16 protein-coding genes are annotated in these 15,774 nt (G+C 70.1%); all 16 read right to left on the reverse strand.

The window, feature by feature from the left end; genetic code table 11:
• Window positions 1-130: 130 nt before the first annotated feature.
• Window positions 131-433, reverse strand: coding sequence for a DUF2469 domain-containing protein (locus tag Q0937_RS03925; protein WP_012804628.1), 303 nt, complete (start codon window positions 431-433; stop codon window positions 131-133).
• Window positions 430-1,290 carry a ribonuclease HII gene (locus tag Q0937_RS03930; RefSeq protein ID WP_299299957.1) on the reverse strand — a complete coding sequence of 287 codons (861 nt, stop codon included), beginning with the start codon at window positions 1,288-1,290 and terminating at the stop codon, window positions 430-432. The genes Q0937_RS03925 and Q0937_RS03930 overlap by 4 nt, the downstream gene beginning before the upstream one ends.
• Window positions 1,287-2,060, reverse strand: a complete 774-nt coding sequence (lepB, locus tag Q0937_RS03935; protein ID WP_299299959.1) for a signal peptidase I — start codon at window positions 2,058-2,060, stop codon at window positions 1,287-1,289. The genes Q0937_RS03930 and lepB (Q0937_RS03935) overlap by 4 nt, the downstream gene beginning before the upstream one ends.
• A 30-nt stretch (window positions 2,061-2,090) precedes the next feature.
• The gene (gene lepB / locus Q0937_RS03940; RefSeq protein ID WP_299299961.1) at window positions 2,091-2,654 is read right to left on the reverse strand and encodes a signal peptidase I; all 564 of its coding nucleotides are present in this window, start codon (window positions 2,652-2,654) and stop codon (window positions 2,091-2,093) included.
• Between the two features lie 23 nt (window positions 2,655-2,677).
• Window positions 2,678-3,028: a 50S ribosomal protein L19 gene (gene rplS / locus Q0937_RS03945; protein WP_299299963.1), complete on the reverse strand. Its 351-nt coding sequence runs from the start codon at window positions 3,026-3,028 to the stop codon at window positions 2,678-2,680.
• Between the two features lie 332 nt (window positions 3,029-3,360).
• Window positions 3,361-4,083, reverse strand: a complete 723-nt coding sequence (gene trmD / locus Q0937_RS03950; protein ID WP_299299965.1) for a tRNA (guanosine(37)-N1)-methyltransferase TrmD — start codon at window positions 4,081-4,083, stop codon at window positions 3,361-3,363.
• A 6-nt stretch (window positions 4,084-4,089) separates the two neighbouring features.
• Window positions 4,090-4,677 carry a ribosome maturation factor RimM gene (gene rimM, locus Q0937_RS03955; RefSeq protein WP_299299968.1) on the reverse strand — a complete coding sequence of 196 codons (588 nt, stop codon included), beginning with the start codon at window positions 4,675-4,677 and terminating at the stop codon, window positions 4,090-4,092.
• Window positions 4,674-5,501 (reverse strand): hypothetical protein, encoded by an 828-nt coding sequence (locus Q0937_RS03960; RefSeq protein WP_299299970.1) that lies wholly within the window; start codon window positions 5,499-5,501, stop codon window positions 4,674-4,676. The genes rimM and Q0937_RS03960 overlap by 4 nt, the downstream gene beginning before the upstream one ends.
• Before the next feature lie 199 nt (window positions 5,502-5,700).
• The gene (locus tag Q0937_RS03965; RefSeq protein ID WP_299299972.1) at window positions 5,701-5,943 is read right to left on the reverse strand and encodes an RNA-binding protein; all 243 of its coding nucleotides are present in this window, start codon (window positions 5,941-5,943) and stop codon (window positions 5,701-5,703) included.
• Window position 5,944: 1 nt separating this feature from the next.
• Window positions 5,945-6,439, reverse strand: a complete 495-nt coding sequence (gene rpsP, locus Q0937_RS03970) for a 30S ribosomal protein S16 (RefSeq protein WP_299299974.1) — start codon at window positions 6,437-6,439, stop codon at window positions 5,945-5,947.
• Between the two features lie 292 nt (window positions 6,440-6,731).
• Complete coding sequence (locus Q0937_RS03975) at window positions 6,732-7,901, reverse strand: amidohydrolase family protein (RefSeq protein WP_299299976.1); 1,170 nt, start codon at window positions 7,899-7,901, stop codon at window positions 6,732-6,734.
• Window positions 7,902-8,422: 521 nt separating this feature from the next.
• Entirely contained in the window at window positions 8,423-8,995 is a 573-nt protein-coding gene (locus Q0937_RS03980; protein ID WP_299299978.1) for a DUF559 domain-containing protein, read from the reverse strand.
• Between the two features lie 877 nt (window positions 8,996-9,872).
• Window positions 9,873-11,483 carry a signal recognition particle protein gene (ffh, locus tag Q0937_RS03985; RefSeq protein ID WP_299300937.1) on the reverse strand — a complete coding sequence of 537 codons (1,611 nt, stop codon included), beginning with the start codon at window positions 11,481-11,483 and terminating at the stop codon, window positions 9,873-9,875.
• 141 nt (window positions 11,484-11,624) lie between these two features.
• Window positions 11,625-13,970, reverse strand: coding sequence for an HD domain-containing protein (locus tag Q0937_RS03990; protein ID WP_299299980.1), 2,346 nt, complete (start codon window positions 13,968-13,970; stop codon window positions 11,625-11,627).
• Window positions 13,960-14,298 carry a P-II family nitrogen regulator gene (locus Q0937_RS03995; RefSeq protein WP_299299982.1) on the reverse strand — a complete coding sequence of 113 codons (339 nt, stop codon included), beginning with the start codon at window positions 14,296-14,298 and terminating at the stop codon, window positions 13,960-13,962. The genes Q0937_RS03990 and Q0937_RS03995 overlap by 11 nt, the downstream gene beginning before the upstream one ends.
• Entirely contained in the window at window positions 14,295-15,680 is a 1,386-nt protein-coding gene (locus tag Q0937_RS04000; RefSeq protein ID WP_299299984.1) for an ammonium transporter, read from the reverse strand. The genes Q0937_RS03995 and Q0937_RS04000 overlap by 4 nt, the downstream gene beginning before the upstream one ends.
• Between the last annotated feature and the right edge of the window lie 94 nt (window positions 15,681-15,774).

The following is a 15,774-nucleotide window of genomic DNA, read 5'->3' on the forward strand; positions in this document are numbered from 1 at the left end:
AGCGCGGTACCGGGGCACAGATCTTGGGGATGACCGAGGGGTGTGGAGGAACGGTCCCTGGCCGGAGCGGGCCAGTCTGCCCGGCTCAGAGGGGCACGAACCAGGGCTGCACGGTTCAGCCCGTTTCAGCTCAGGGCAGCGAGATGTCCTGTTTGTTGAGCTCCTCGATGTTGACGTCCTTGAACGTCACCACCCGCACCGAGCGGACGAACCGGTTGGAGCGGTAGATGTCCCAGACCCAGACGTCTGCCAGCCGCAGCTCGTAGAACACCTCGCCGCCGCCGGAGCGGACCTGGAGGTCCACCTGGTTGGCGAGGTAGAACCGGCGCTCCGTCTCGACCACGTAGGTGAACAGGCTGACCACATCGCGATACTCGCGGAACAGCTGGAGTTCGAGGTCAGACTCGTAGTTCTCGAGTTCCTGGGCGCTCACCGACGCTCCTTCCCCTCGTACAGGTGCCAATCGTCGTCCCACAGTACGCCAGCGGCGGAGGTCGAGGCGGCTGCCCTCACGACCGCTGGCTCGGACCGTCCCGTCATCGTCGACGCCGGAGGGGTCCAAGGGGCCGACGGGGCCCGCGGCGGCAGCGGGTCCAGCGACCGCAGGGGGACCCGCGGCGGCAGCGGGGGCACGCTGGCGCTCAGTCGCCAGCTGTGGCGGTGATGCTCATGCGCGCCGAGCCGGTCGATGGCCTCGCGGTGCACGGCGGAGCCGTACCCCTTGTTGGAGGCCCAGCAGTAGTCCGGCGCCTGGTCATCGAGTTCGACCATGTATGCGTCGCGTGCAACCTTCGCCAGGATGCTGGCCGCCGAGACGCTCGCGCAGTCGCGGTCCGCGGCGACCCTGAGCTCCACCAGCGGCACCGGGGCACCAGCAGTGCTCAGGGCGACGGAGAGCACGTCGACGTCGCCGTCCAGCAGGATCGCATCGATCTCCAGCTCGAGGGCCTCGAGGGCGCGCAGCGCGGCACGGGTGAGGGCCGGCATGATGCCGATCTCATCGATCTCGCCGGGACTCGCCCATCCCACGGAGCTGCCGGCAGCAGCGGCGCGAACCGGTTCCACCAGTGCTTCGCGGCGCCGGGCGGTGAGCTTCTTGGAGTCCCGCACGCCGTCGGGAAGTGGTGCGGTGCGACCGTCGATGATCTCGAGGGCGCAGGCGCCGACTGCCACCGGACCTGCGAGCGCACCGCGGCCCACCTCGTCGATGCCGACGACGATGCGGCGCCCGGGCCCGCACCGGGCGGCCAGTGCGAGTTCGAGGTCCAGGGTGGGGGCAGGAGTGCTCATGGCTTTTCGGGGACGTCGACGAAGGTCTCGCGGCCGTCGTTCAGGCGATCCCAGCTGCTGGCGGGCCAGAAGATGACCTCGGCCCGGCCGGTGATGTCGGACTCGTCGACGAAGCCGCCGTCCCCCTGGGTCTCATGCCAGGCAGAGTCCGCGGAGGCGTAGCGGTTGTCCCCCATCACCCAGACCTTCCCCTCGGGGACGGTGACATCGAAGGCGATCTGGCAGGCAGGGGTCTGGGGGTTGATGTACGGCTCCTCGAGCGGGGTGCCGTTGACCTCGAGCACCCCTCCCTGCTCCTCGCAGACGATGTGATCGCCGGACACCCCGATCAGCCTCTTGACCAGGTGGTCCTGCGAGGGGTCCGGGGCCAGACCCACCATGCTCAGCAGCATCATCACCCGCACCCGCGGGGTGGGGTTCTCGGTGGCATCGCCCGGGATCCAGTCATCGGGGTCCTCGAAGACGATCACGTCCCCGCGCTGCAGATCGAACACGCCGGGGCTGAGCTTGGAGACGAGGATCTTGTCATCCGTCAGCAGCGTCGGGTTCATCGAGGCCGAGGGGATGTAGAAGGGCTGGATCAGGAAAGTCTTCACCAGCACCGCGATCACCAGCGCGACCGCCATGGTGACCAGGGTGTCGAGCCACAGCGGCATCCGCTGGCGGCGATGCCTGCGCTCGCTGCCGCGCTGGGCGTCGGAGCGGTCCACACCAGATGCGGAGTCCGCGGAATCGGACACAGCAGGGCGGGGATCTTCGGACGCGTTCATCGCGGTGATCCTATCGGCAGATGCTGGGCGTCAGAGGGCACCGCTGCGAGTGAGAGGCCACACGATCCGGTCCGCCTCTCCCACCACACGGTCCAAGGGCACCATCCCGCCTCCGGGCGCCCCGAGCAGGTGGCGGGAGTCGGTGGAGTCGGTCCGGTTGTCGCCGAGCACGAACATGTGACCGGCCGGGACCTGCAGGTCGAACTCGATCTCGCTGGGTGCCGTGCCGGCGGGCAGATAGGGCTCCTCCAGGGGAGCGCCGTCCACGGTGATCGCTCCGCTCGGATCGCAGCAGGTGACGCGGTCGCCGTCGATCGCGATGACGCGCTTGACCCAGTAGCGGTCGCCGTCGGACGAGGACGGAGCGAAGTAGCCGATGCCGTCGAAGACCACGATGTCACCGCGCTCCGCGGCGCCTCGCTGTGCACGGTCCGCCAGGATTACGTCCCCGGGCTCGAGGGTCGGTGCCATCGACGCCGAGGGGACGCGGAACGGCTGTGCGACGTAGTGCCGCACCAGCAGCGCGGCGACCAGCAGCAGCACGACGCAGACGGCGACGGCCACCACCGGGTGGGGCCGCCGCCGTCTGCTCATACTGTCTCCGGACATGCCTGAGATCAGGAGAAGTCGCGCTTCTCCTTGATGCGGGCCTTCTTGCCCGTGAGGTTGCGCAGGTAGTACAGCTTCGCGCGACGCACGTCGCCGCGGGTGACGACCTCGATCTTGTCGACGGTCGGGGCGTGCACGGGGAACACGCGCTCCACGCCGACGCCGAAGGAGATCTTGCGGACGCGGAAGGTCTCGCCCACGCCGTGGCCCTGGCGGCCGATGACGTAGCCCTGGAAGACCTGGATACGAGAGCGGTTGCCCTCGATGACCTTCACGTGCACTTTGACGTTGTCGCCGGCGCGGAATGCGGGGATGTCCTCGCGGAGCGAGGCCTTGTCGAGCTCATCGAGCTTCTGCATAGTGCTTCTCCAGCCCTCCGCCTCAGGTCGGACAGCTTCGTTCGTCGCGCTTCCCGAGAGGCGGGAGGCCCGTCATGAACTGTCGATCCGGCGGGGAGCGGACTCCCCGTGCCGGTGTGCTGGGACTCTGGCGGCGACTCCCATCGCCACGGAACATCCCGACCGCTTGCTGCGCCCCTCCCCTGAGGCAGAGGGGCGCGCGGTACGCACAAGAGGTCATTCTGCCAGCGCGAGGCCCGCTGCGGCAAGCCCCTGGCGTCTCGTCACCGCTGGTCACAGCGCCCGGATCTGTCGGCTGCGTCACGCGCGGAGGATCCCCGCCCGCGGCGGTGTCACTCCAGCAGGTCGGGGCGGCGCTCACCGGTGCGCTGGAGGGACTGCGCCCGACGCCAGGCGGCGATCTTCGCATGATCGCCGGAGAGCAGTATCGGCGGTGCCTCCCGGACCATCCCGAGCGGATCGGTCCAGCTCGCGGGCCGGGTGTAGAGGGGGTACTCGAGCAGTCCGTCGGAATGGGATTCCTCCACCAGGGACTCGGCATTGCCGACCACGCCGGGGACCAGCCGCACCACCGCTTCGGTGATCGCGAGCACCGCGACCTCGCCCCCGTTGAGCACGTAGTCGCCCAGGGAGGCGAGCGCGACCTCGCAGCCGATATCGGCGAGATGCTCGTAGACCCGCTCGTCGATGCCCTCGTAGCGTCCGCACGCGAAGATGATCCACTCGCACTGGGACCATTCCTGGGCAGTGGCCTGGGCGAACGGGGCGCCGGCAGGGTTGGGGAACACGATCAGGGGCTCGACGTCGGCCCCGAGGGCTTCCTGGCCCTCTGCTCGGACGCCGGCGAAGGCCTCCGCCCAGGGCTCGGGCTTCATCACCATGCCGGCGCCGCCGCCCAGCGGGGTGTCGTCCACGGTGCGGTGGCGGTCATGGGTCCAGCTGCGCAGATCGTGGACCTGGAGGTCGACCAGGCCCTCGCGGCGGGCCTTGCCGATCAGGGAGAGCTCGAGCGGCGCGAGGTATTCCGGGAAGATCGTGATGACGTCGATGCGCATCCCGGCTCAGCCCTTGGTGCGGGTGGACGGGGCGGAGGTCTCCGGTTCGGGCCCCTGCTCATCCTCGGGCAGGGAATCGAAAAGACCACCGGGAGGATCGGCGATCACGACGCCTGCCTCCAGATCCACCTCGGGCACGAGCTGCTCGACCAGCGGTAGCTGGACCCGCCGCCGGTCCAGAGTGCGCACCACCAGCAGGTCCTGTGCCGGATAGTGCTCCACCCCCATGACGGTGCCGAGCTCGCGACCGTCCACGTGGCGCACGACCAGGCCCTTGAGCTGGCTCGGATACCAGGCCTCGGGGTCCTCATCGGCCTCCTGCTCGGCATCCACCGCGATCACCAGGTCGACACCGCGAAGGGCTTCGGCGTCGGTGCGGTCAGCGACCTCGTCGAAGCTCAGGTACCAGCGGTCCTGCTGACGTCGGATGCGCCCCACGGTGAGGGTGCGAGGGCGGCCGGCGACCACCACGTCGAAGGCGGTGCCGTTTTGCAGACGCTCCTCGGGCTGATCGGTGCGCAGGATCAGCGCGACCTCGCCGCGCAGCCCGTGTGCTCTGCCGATGGTCGCGACGGTGACGTCGAGTGTGCTCATAAGCCTTCTCCGTAGTCCGTGCCGTCCTCACGGACGGCGTTCGCGCCGATGACGGCGCCGTTCTCGATCTCTCCGGGGTCCGGTGAGGAGTACCCGGCATCAGTGCAGGCGATGCTCAGCGTGGTGAGCGGCTGTTCCAGACCGTCCGACCAGGCGTCACCCTCCAGTGCGTCCCGGAACGGGGCACGGACCTGCTTGAGGGCGCTGCCGACCTCCTCATCGTCCACAGCCACGATCTCAGCGGCCAGCAGGTCTGCGGTCTTCTGCACCTCGTCCATCCGCTCCGCAGGGACCTCCCGGGCGGAGAGCCCCACCAGCTTGAACATATTCGAGGTCAGCACATTGGCGTTGCCGAAGTGGGTGAGAGTGCCCGGCGTGTCGAACAGCTCGGCACAGACCAGGGCCGCCGGCTTGGTCCCGTCCGCCCCGGGCGCCACCGCCCAGCTCGCCGCGACAGAGACTCCGCTGCAGCTGCTGGCCACTCCGTCCCAGGCGGCGCGGAAGGCGTCGCCGTCCGCCCCGGTGCCCCGCTCGGGCTGGGTGCGGAACCAGGCCGAGAGCGCCGCCGCGGACTCCTTCGCCGCCACGGGGGCAGCATCGAAAGCCAGGTCGATGTCATCCCCGGTCATCGCATAGAAGAAGGGGTCCGCAGGACCGGCCTGCGGGGCGGTCGCGGCACGGTCCAGGATGGTCCTGGAGAGAGGATCGGTGTAGTCGGGATCCCCCCAGAACGTCGCGCATGCCGCACCGAGGCCGGGATCCTCAGTGAGCGTCTGATCCGCGGCGTCAGTGCTGACAGATCCGTCGCCCGGCGCGGTCTCCACAGGCTCCGTGTCGGTGGCTGCGCATCCTGCCAGCAGGAGTGTCAGGCCCACCAGGGCGGCGCCGGTGCGCGCGACGACCGCCTTTGGGGCGCCGGATGCGACGGCCTGTGGCCGCTGCGACCCGGAATGCCAGGAGCGGTGCTGCCCGGACCTCTCGGTCCGATCGGCAGCACCGCTCCGTGAAGTGGCTCGAGGCAACTCAGCGCCGGTCGACGTCGACGATGTCGACTCGCACGTCGTCATCCGACAGGGCCGCGGTGACCGTGCGCAGGGCACGGGCGGTGCGGCCGGACCGACCGATGACGCGACCGAGGTCGGCGGCGCCGACCCGGACTTCGAGGAGCGGTCCGCGTCGCGTGGACTTCTCGGTCACGGCCACAGCGTCGGGGTCATCGACGATTCCCCGGACCAGGTGGTCGAGTGCGTCGGCGCGGGCGCTCATCTCAGGCCTCGTCGGTCGTTGCGGCGTCGGCGTCCTCGGTGGACTCGCCCTCGGCCGGTGCTTCCTCGGAGCCGGGCTCGACCTCTGCGGACTCGGCGGAGCCGGACTCGGCCTCCTTCGCATCCTTGGCCTTCTTCGCGCCCTCGCGGGACTCCGCGGCGGCCTTGTCGGCGTCGGCGATGAGCTCCTCGGCGGACTTCTTGGTCTCGGCGGTCTTCAGGGTGCCGACGGCGTCGCTCTCACCCTTGGCCTTCTGCCAGTCACCGGTGATCTTCAGCAGCGCAGCGACCTGCTCGGTCGGCTGTGCGCCGACGCCGAGCCAGTACTGTGCACGCTCGGACTCGACCTCGATGACCGAGGGGTGCTCGGTCGGGTGGTACTTGCCGATCTCCTCGATCACGGCGCCGTCGCGCTTCTTGCGTGAGTCGGCGACGACGATGCGGTAGTACGGTGCACGGATCTTGCCCATGCGCTTCAGACGGATCTTGACAGCCACGTGGGTGGACTCCTTCAAAGATGTTCGGGTGAGTCCCGCCGCTGCCTGTGGGGTCATGCGGGCGCTGACGGTTCTCGGGGTGTCGTGCACAGGCTGGTAGAGGGCCGGTCCATGCACATACAGAGGTTGATTATGCCAGGGATGCGGGCCGACGTTCCACCCCGATCCGTGTGCGGCGGGGCACACGCCCCGCAGCGGGTCCCCTACCGGCGTCGTTGCACCCGTCATCGTGCCCCGAAGAACCCGCTCCGTGCGCCCGGCGAGGCGCGGAGCACCTGTCTCGCACCCGTCCTCAGGCGACGACCGTACCGCCCAGGACGACGTGATTGCGTTCCCGCAAGGCCCGGTGATCCCTGCGCGGGTCTCGGGGCACCACCAGCAGGTCTGCGGGGGCGCCGTCCTCGAGGCCGGGCACGCCGAGGAAGCGACGCGGCGCCCAGGCGGCAGCATCGAGGATCGCGGTGGCATCGAGGCCGGCCCGGGCCAGCTCTTCGAGCTCGTCGTGGATGATGCCGTGGCCGAGCACTCCCCCGGCATCGGTGCCGACCAGCAGCTGCACGCCGGCGTCGTGCGCATCACGGGTGCGGTCGAAACGCCCGGCCCGCAGCCGGCGCATATGGGCGGCGTAGGTGGGGAACTTCTTCTCGCCCTGGCTCGCATAGCTCTCGAACTCGTCGACGTTGACCAGGGTGGTCACTACCGGAACCCCGGCCTGCGCGGCGCGGGCGATGGTCTCGTCCGTCAACCCGGTGGCATGCTCGAGGCAGTCGAAGCCTGCGTCGAGCGCAAGCGGCACCGTGGCCTCATCAAAGGTGTGGGTGGTGATCCGGGCACCGGCGGCGTGGGCGGCGGCAGCTGCGGCCACGAAGTCCTCCGCGTCCCAGCATGGGGTGAGGTCCCCGACGCCCCGGTCGATCCAGTCCCCCACGAGTTTCACCCAGCCGTCGCCGCGATGCGCCTCGCGGGTCACCGCAGCGGGCAGATCCTCGGGCTCGACCTCGTCGGCGTAGCCCTTCAGGTAGCGGCGAGTGCGGGCGAGGTGCCGGCCGCAGCGGATCAGCCGCGGCAGGTCGCTCTGCTGCTGCAACGGCGAGTTGTCGATCATCGAGCCCGCATCCCGGATCAGCAGCACGCCGGTGTCACGGTCCGTGAGCGCCTGCCTCCGCGCCGTCCCGATCGTGGTGGGCTTGCCGTCGTGACCGATGCCGAGGTGGCAGTGCAGATCCGCGAGGCCGGGGACGACGAAGCCGTCGAGCTCACGAATCTCGGCACCTGCACGCAGTTCCGGGCGCTGGTGGTGGATCCGGCCGCCGACCACCCAGGCCCCGCCGACCTCCTGCTCAGGGCCGAGCAGGATCGGGCCCGTGAGGCGGAGGACCGGAGCCTCACCAGGTGTGGTGCCGGGAGCGGGATCGGGCGCGGTGCCCGTCGCGGTGGTCAGGGGAGCTGAGTCGCTGCTCATGCGACCGAGCCTACCGACGCCGTCCCCGGGCTCGTCCCCGCGCCCACTGCCGTTTGTCCCCGTGCACCGTGGCTCATGGCTCAGGGCTTATGCCCCATGCCCCATGCCCCATGCCCCATGCCCCATGCCTCATGCCCCATGCCTTATGCCTCATGCCTCATGCCTCATGCCTCGAGATCTGAGCTCGGCGCTTCACGCCTCGCATCCACGACCCCGGTTCACGCTCCGTCGAGATTGGTTCCACCTTCCCAGTACCTTTTCGGTCCGGAGTAGGGCGCACCCTAGTCATGACGCGAAACGTTCCGCTTTCTTGGCACCTTTTCGATCGCGAAGCTCTCGTGCATGGCACAGAGCACGGCTCCATGCGGTGGGAAGCCCAGTGGGGCACCCCGTCGCGCATGCGGATGCGGAGCACGCGGACGCGGAGCCTTCGGACGCCGAGCATGCGAACGCGGGGCCTGCGGACGGCGAGCATGCGGACGCGGACCGGGCAAGTGCGGGCAGGGCGATGGGCCTGAGACTCAGCCTGCGGAAGTTCGTCGGCGCCGCAGCGCATCGTCGAGTCGCGCGAAGAGGTCCGCGGGTCGGTGGTAGTCGGCGATCGACGCTCGGACCACCTTCCATCCCGCCTCGTGGAGGACATCGTTCTTGTTCAGATCCTCCTGCCACCTCTCCTGATTCTTCCGATGGTCCTCGCTGTCGTATTCGATCGCAATCTTCTCCTTCTCGTAGGCCAGGTCGATGTAGAACAGTCGCCCTGTCGTCGGCTCCACCACCTGAACGTTCAGCCCCGGTTCGGGATACCCGCGCTCGAGGATCAGCAGCCGCAGCTTGGTCTCCATCGGGGACCAGGAACGCTCACGGAGTTCGGGCACCGCCCGACGCAGGGCCGGCGTGCCACGGCCGCGCATCGTGGCGACGAAGTTCTCGATCTCCGGACGGCGCATCCTCCTCTCCGTCCCGAAACGGTCGGCCGCGAGTGCGTCCAGGCAGACAACCAGTTCGACGTGCGTCAACCGCGGCGCGATCTCCCGCAGCGCGATCAGAGGATGCGAGATCTCAAGACCCTCGTGCACGAATGCCGGCTCGTCCATCGGCTGATGAACGACGACGAGGCCACCGGAGGTCCGGGGAGCACCCTCCGGCCCCCGGCAGTGGATCGGTGCCCCGAACGCATGAGTCAGCGTCCGGGGCAGCGGGAACCCGACGAGTTCAGCAGCAGTCTCATGGCTGAAGACTGCGCCGGGTCGCACAGCGGACTGGAAGACCCGTGCCAACTGCTCCAATGACGTCTCCACATCGGCGCGCATCCACCACCCGGGGAATACCCGCCTCATGGCGTCCGAGGCTAGATGCCTGCGATGCATCCCGCGCAGGAGCAGATCCGCGCGACTGTAGATGGTGTCGCGGCGCAGGTCCTTCGGGCGGAGAGACATGACGGGAGCGTACGGATACCGGTCCACGGCGGTGCGGACGGACGCTCCGTTGTGGACGACCTCCGCTTGGGGAGGACAAGTGCATGCTCCCGGTGCGGTGATGCGTCGCCCGAGCCGGTCTGCACCGGGGCCGGCCGCCCACATCGCGCAGCACGGGAGAGTGCTGGCATCACCCAGCGCATCGCACGCCGATCAAGTACAGCGCGCGAGGTAAAAATGATCCGTCACGACGAGAAAGGTGCCAGTTAGGCGGAACCTTTCACGTCACAGCCTGGGCAGGACACCCGATGACCCCGTCACGACGCGAAAGGTGCCGGGAAAGTGGAACCTTCCCCGTCGCGGTGCGCAGATCACGGCGCGCAGATCGCGGATCACGGTGCGCAGATCACGGTGCGCAGGTCGCAGATCACGGTGCGCAGATCACGGTGCGCAGGTCGCGGATCGTGGCGCGCAGGGTACGGCGGGCCCGACAGGCGGGACGCACGGCGCGCGAGTCGCGGCGTGCGCGGCACGACCTGCCGCCATGCCCCCGGCGTCACTTGCCGCCGAACAGCTTCTGCATCTCCGGCGGCAGCTGGCTGGGATCGAAGTCGGAGAGGTCCGGCTGGCCTGCCTGCTGGGAACCACCACCGCTGCCGCCGCCGAAAGCCGACCCGCCCTGGCCACCGGCGCCGCCGCCTGCTGCAGCTCGCTTCGCGGCCTCTGCCTGCTCGCGTGCGGCCTTGGCGGGGTTCTTGGACTTGCCCTTCTTGAGCTGCTTCTGCGGGGCCTGCTTGCCGCGGGACTTCTTGCCCATCCCCATGCCGGGGCCGCCGGGCATCCCGGGCATGCCGCCGCCGGCCATGCCCTTGCCCATCGTCTTCATCATCTGCTGGGCCTGCTTGAACCGTTCGAGCAGCTGGTTGATCTGCTGCACGCTGGTGCCGGAGCCCTTGGCGATGCGGTTACGGCGCGAGCCGTTGATGATCTTGGGGTCGTTGCGCTCCTGCGGCGTCATCGAACGGATGATCGCCTCGACCTTGCCGATCTCGGACTCGTCGAAGTTGTCGAGCGCCTCGCGGTACTGGCCCATGTTCGGCAGCATGCCGAGCATCTTCTTGATGCTGCCCATGTTCTTGAGCTGCTGCATCTGGGAGAGGAAGTCATCGAGGGTGAAGTCCTCACCGGAGGCCAGCTTCGCGGCGGCCTTCTCGGCTTCCTCGTGGTCGAAGGCCTTCTCCGCCTGCTCGATCAGGGTGAGCACGTCACCCATGTCGAGGATGCGGTTGGCCATGCGGTCCGGGTGGAAGCGCTCGAACTCGTCGAGGCTCTCGCCGGTGGAGGCGAACAGGATCGGCCGCTGGGTCACGCCGGTGATCGAAAGCGCGGCGCCACCGCGGGCGTCGCCGTCGAGCTTGGAGAGCACCACGCCGGTGAAGCCGACGCCGTCGCGGAAGGCCTCGGCGACGCGGGCGGCGTCCTGGCCGATCATCGCGTCGACCACGAACAGGGTCTCGTGAGGGTTGACGGCGTCGCGGATGTTCCGCGCCTGCTCCATCATCTCCCCGTCGATGCCGAGCCGCCCGGCGGTGTCGACGATGACCACGTCATGCTGCTGGAACTGCGCGGTGGAGACGCCGTTCATCGCCACCAGCACCGGATCGCCCACGCCGTTGCCCGGCTCGGGGGCGAAGACCGGCACCCCGGCGCGCTCGCCGACGACCTGCAGCTGGGTCACGGCATTGGGGCGTTGGAGGTCGGCGGCGACCAGCAGCGGGGTGTGGCCCTCGGACTTCATCCATTTCGCGAGCTTGCCGGCGAGGGTGGTCTTGCCGGCGCCCTGCAGGCCCGCGAGCATGATCACCGTGGGAGGGTTCTTCGCCCAGTGCAGCTCGCCGGTGGCACCGCCGAGCACCTCGACCAGCTCGTCGTTGACGATCTTGACGACCTGCTGGGCAGGGTTGAGGGCCTTGGAGACCTCTTCCCCGAGCGCCCGCTCGCGGACCCGCCCGGTGAAGTCCCGCACCACCGAGACGGCGACGTCGGCGTCGAGCAGGGCACGACGGATCTCGCGGATCGTCTTGTCGACGTCCGCTTCGGTGAGGCGGCCATGGCCGCGCAGACCCTTCAGCGACGCTGTGATGCGATCGGAGAGGTTGTTGAACACGAAGCGCTTCCCCCTGGTCGTATGGACCGCATCAGTGTAGTGCGCCCAGCGCTGCCACCCCAGGATGCGCGCCAAGACCCACAGGAGAGAACCGCCACCCCGCACACGTGCAGTCGCGGCCAGACCGCAGCGAGACCCTGTTCAGGTCGCTGCGGCCTCCATCAGCGCCGCGACGATCCGGCCCACGGTGGGCGGGTCCAGCGCTCGCCCGTGCTGGTCGGTTAGATACAGCACGTCGACCGCTCGCCGGCCCAGGGTCATCACGTGGGCGCTGCGCACCTGGATGCGGTGATCGGCGATCACCCCGGCGACGTCGGCCAGCAGGCTGGGGCGGTTGCGGGCGTTGACCTGCACCACGGTGGCCTCCCGGGATGCTCCCGGCAGCAGGGTCACCACCGGGGTGTCCTCGGAGGTGCGCGGCGGAGGGGCGGGCGGCAGCTCGAGGACGCGGGCATCGGCCCGGTCGCGGTGGGCGAGCTCGCGGTCCAGTGCGGTGCGCAGCACGGAGGGGTGAGGGAGCTCCGACGGGGCGCCGGCGACCCACCAGGTGTTCACGGCGACGCCGTCCATCGTCATCACCACCGCACTGTGCACGTCCAGCCGCAGCCGCACCAGCACCCTCGCCATGGCGGCGAAGACCCCGGCGCCATCGGGAGCACCCATGCAGATCTGGGAGATCGGCTCGTCCTCGAGATGCGCCGGATAGAGCACCTGGGCTCCACCGGCGCGCAGCACGGCGGCCCGCACCGCCTCCTGCGCGGGGCGCTGTGGGGCCAGCCGCGTGCGCGGAACGGCCGCGGTGCCGCTGAGGGCGTCGCGGGCCACTGCTGTGAGGTGCTCGACGAGGTCCGCCCGCCAGGTCGACCAGGCCGACGGGCCGGCCGCGATGGCATCGGCCTCGGTGAGGGCACGGAGGATCTCGAGACCCTCGAGGCTCTCATCGACCGCGCTCAGCAGCTCGCGCACGGTGGTGGGATCGGCGAGGTCGCGGCCGGTGGAGAGCTCGATCAGGGTGAGATGCTCCCGCACCAGGACCCCCACCAGTCGGGCGTCGGTCCGGTCGAAACCGAGGTGGCGGGCGGCCTTCTCGGCCAGCGGCGCACCCTCGGCGGCGTGGTCGCGGCTGCCGGGCCGCTTGCCGAGGTCGTGCAGCAGGGCGGTGACCAGCAGCAGGTCGGGGCGGCTGACCCGGGACAGGAACCGCTGCGCCTCGAGCACGGTCTCGACCTGGTGGCGGTCCACCGTGAAGCGGTGCACGGCCGAGCGCTGCGGGCGATTGCGGATCTCGGCCCAGCCCGGCACCCACCGCTCGAAGATGCCCTTCACGTCGAGAGCTTCGTAGACCTCGGCGAAGTGCTCCCCCGCCAGGGCATCGACCAGCACGTCCCGCTGTGCGGGCAGCAGCGGCGCGGCGGTGCCCTGGGCCATGCGGGCGAGCGTGGCGTCGGCCAACGGAAGGCCGGTGGTGGCGGCGTGGCGGACCGCGGCCATATCGCGCAGCAGGTCGCGGGACTCCGGGTCGACGGAGACCTCGCCCGCCTGGACCAGCACGCCGTGGGGCAGCCGGGTCAGGGCAGGACGGCGCTCGGCGCCCTGCCCACGGGTGGCGGCGCCGCCGGGAGCGATCGCGGCCTCGGCGGCGCGGACGGCGCGGTGCAGCTCCCAGGTCACGGCACGGGCGGCCTCGGCGAGCACGGCGTGGTGGTCATCGGCGTTCGGGTAGCCGGTGAGGGCTGCGACCGCGTCCTGGTCCGCCCGGCCCAGGCGGGTGCCGGAGGATCCCGTGACGGCCTGCAGCGCGTCGCGCGCGTCGCGCAGGGTGCGGGAGGCGTCATCGACCACTTCGTGGTCGTGATCGGCCAGCCAGCTCTCGGCGAGGGCGCGGATGACGGTGATGTCCCGCAGGCCGCCGCGGTCGGACTTCAGGTTCGGCTCGGAGGAATGCGCGAGGGATCCGCGGCGGCGGACGCGGTCGGTCGCGAGGTCGACCAGCTCCCCCACCCGGCGCCGGGCCTCACTACGCCACTGGCTGCGCAGGCGCCTCGCGGTGTCCTCGACGAGCTCCGCATCACCCGCGACCACCCTCAGGTCCAGCAGGGAGATCGCGGTCCGCAGATCCTTCCGGGCGACCTCCTCGCACTCGGCGGGGCTGCGCACCGAGTGATCGAGCGAGGTGCCCGAATCCCAGATCGGATACCACAGCGCGCTCGCGAGCCGGGCCGCCTCCGGCTGGTCGACCCGTTCGGGATCCAGCAGCAGCACCAGGTCGAGGTCGCTGCCGGGACCGAGCGAGCGCCGTCCCAGAGAGCCGATGGCGGCCAGCGCTGCCCCGGACGCGGGGGCGCCGGCCCGCTCCCACAGCTCGCGCAGCCAGTCGTCCACGAGATCGGACTGGGCGAGACGACGGGAGGGGCCGGCAGCAGGATCCGCGAAGCCCTCATGGAGCACCTGGGAGATCCGGCGGGAGGAGAGCGCCTCAGAGGGCATCCGCACCCCGTTCACCGGTGCGGACTCGCACCAGGGTGCCGACCTCGGTGGTCCAGACCTTGCCGTCCCCGATCCGCCCGGTGCGGGCGCCGGCGACGATCAGGTCGATGATCGCGGGCTCGTCGATCTCCTCGGCGAGCACTTCGAGCTTGATCTTCGGGATGGTGTCGATCGTGTACTCGGCGCCGCGGTAGACCTCGGTGTGGCCGCCCTGGCGACCGTAGCCGGCGACCTCGGTGACGGTGATCCCGCTGACCCCGTACTCGCGCAGGGAGTCTGTGACCGCCTGCAGCGCGTGCGGCTGGATGATCGCGGTGATGAGCTTCATCGAGTCTCTCCTGTGGTGACCGGGGTGGGGTCCGCCTCGACCGAGGGGGCGGCGAGGGGCGTCGGGGCCGGGTTGCGGGGTTCCGCAACCTCCGTCCCGGCGAAGGGGACGGGGGCGGGACGGTCACGGCGGGAGGACAGCGCTCCGACGAGATCGTATCCGGACTCGGCGTGCTGAGTGATGTCGATGCCCGCGCGCTCGTCCGCCTCGGGCACCCGCCAGCCCATCGTGTACTTGAGCACCAGGGCGATGGCGAGGGTGAGCACCCCCGAGATGACCATCGCGGCGAGTGCCACCAGGATCTGCACCAGCAGCAGGCTCGCGCCACCTCCGAGCAGCAGTCCGCCGTCGGCCGCGAGGAAGCCGATGCCGATGGTGCCGACGAGACCTCCCACCAGGTGGACGCCGACCACGTCGAGCGAGTCGTCGATCCCGAAGCGGTACTTGAGGCCGACGGCGAGAGCGCAGGCGAGACCCGCGACCAGCCCCAGTACGATCGAGGTGAGCGGCGTGAGCGCGGCGGCTGCGGGCGTGATCGCGACCAGGCCCGCGACCACTCCGGAGGCCATGCCGAGGGAGGTGATGTGACGATCGCGGATCCGCTCCACGAGCGCCCAGCCGAGCATCGCCCCGGCGGTGGCGACGGTGGTGTTGACCCAGGCGAGGCCCGCGGTGGCGTCGGCCGTGCCGGCGGAGCCGCCGTTGAAGCCGAACCATCCGAACCACAGCAGGGCGGCGCCGAGCATGACCAGGGGCAGGTTGTGCGGCTTCATCGCCTCCTTGCCGAAGCCCTTGCGGACGCCGACCACGAGGGCGAGCACCAGACCGGCGACGCCGGCGTTGATGTGGACCACGGTGCCGCCGGCGAAGTCGATCGGCTCGGCGATCGCGGCGAACGGACCATCGGCGCCGAGCAGGCCGCCACCCCAGACCATGTGGGCCAGGGGTGCGTACACGATGAGCACCCAGATCGCGGCGAACACCATCCAGGTGCCGAGCTTGACGCGATCGGCGATGGCACCGGAGATCAGGGCGGTGGAGATGATCGCGAAGGTCATCTGGAAGCCGGCCGCCACCAGGAAGGGCACGCCGCTGCCGCCGAGCACGGACTGCTCGTCGGTGCCGGCCAGGCCGATGTGGTCCAGCGGGTTGCCGAACAGGCCGCCGACGTCGGTGCCGAAGGCGATCGAATAGCCGGCGACGGTCCAGGCGACGGCCACCACGGCGATCGCGCTGAAGGACATCAGCATCATGTTCAGCACGGTGCGGGCACGCACCATGCCGCCGTAGAACAGGGCCAGGCCGGGGGTCATGAGCAGCACCAGAGCGGCACTGGTGAGAATCCAGGCAGTGGCTCCGGTGTCGAGGACGAAGGGCTCCATGGCAGCTCCTGGGAGGGAGGAGGACCGGTCGGGGGACGACTTCCTCGACCCCGGACCGAACGGCCGTGCGGGCCGTGGCCTCATCGTGCGGCCG

Origin of the sequence: uncultured Brachybacterium sp., assembly GCF_947500705.1 — a bacterium.
GTDB lineage: Bacteria > Actinomycetota > Actinomycetes > Actinomycetales > Dermabacteraceae > Brachybacterium.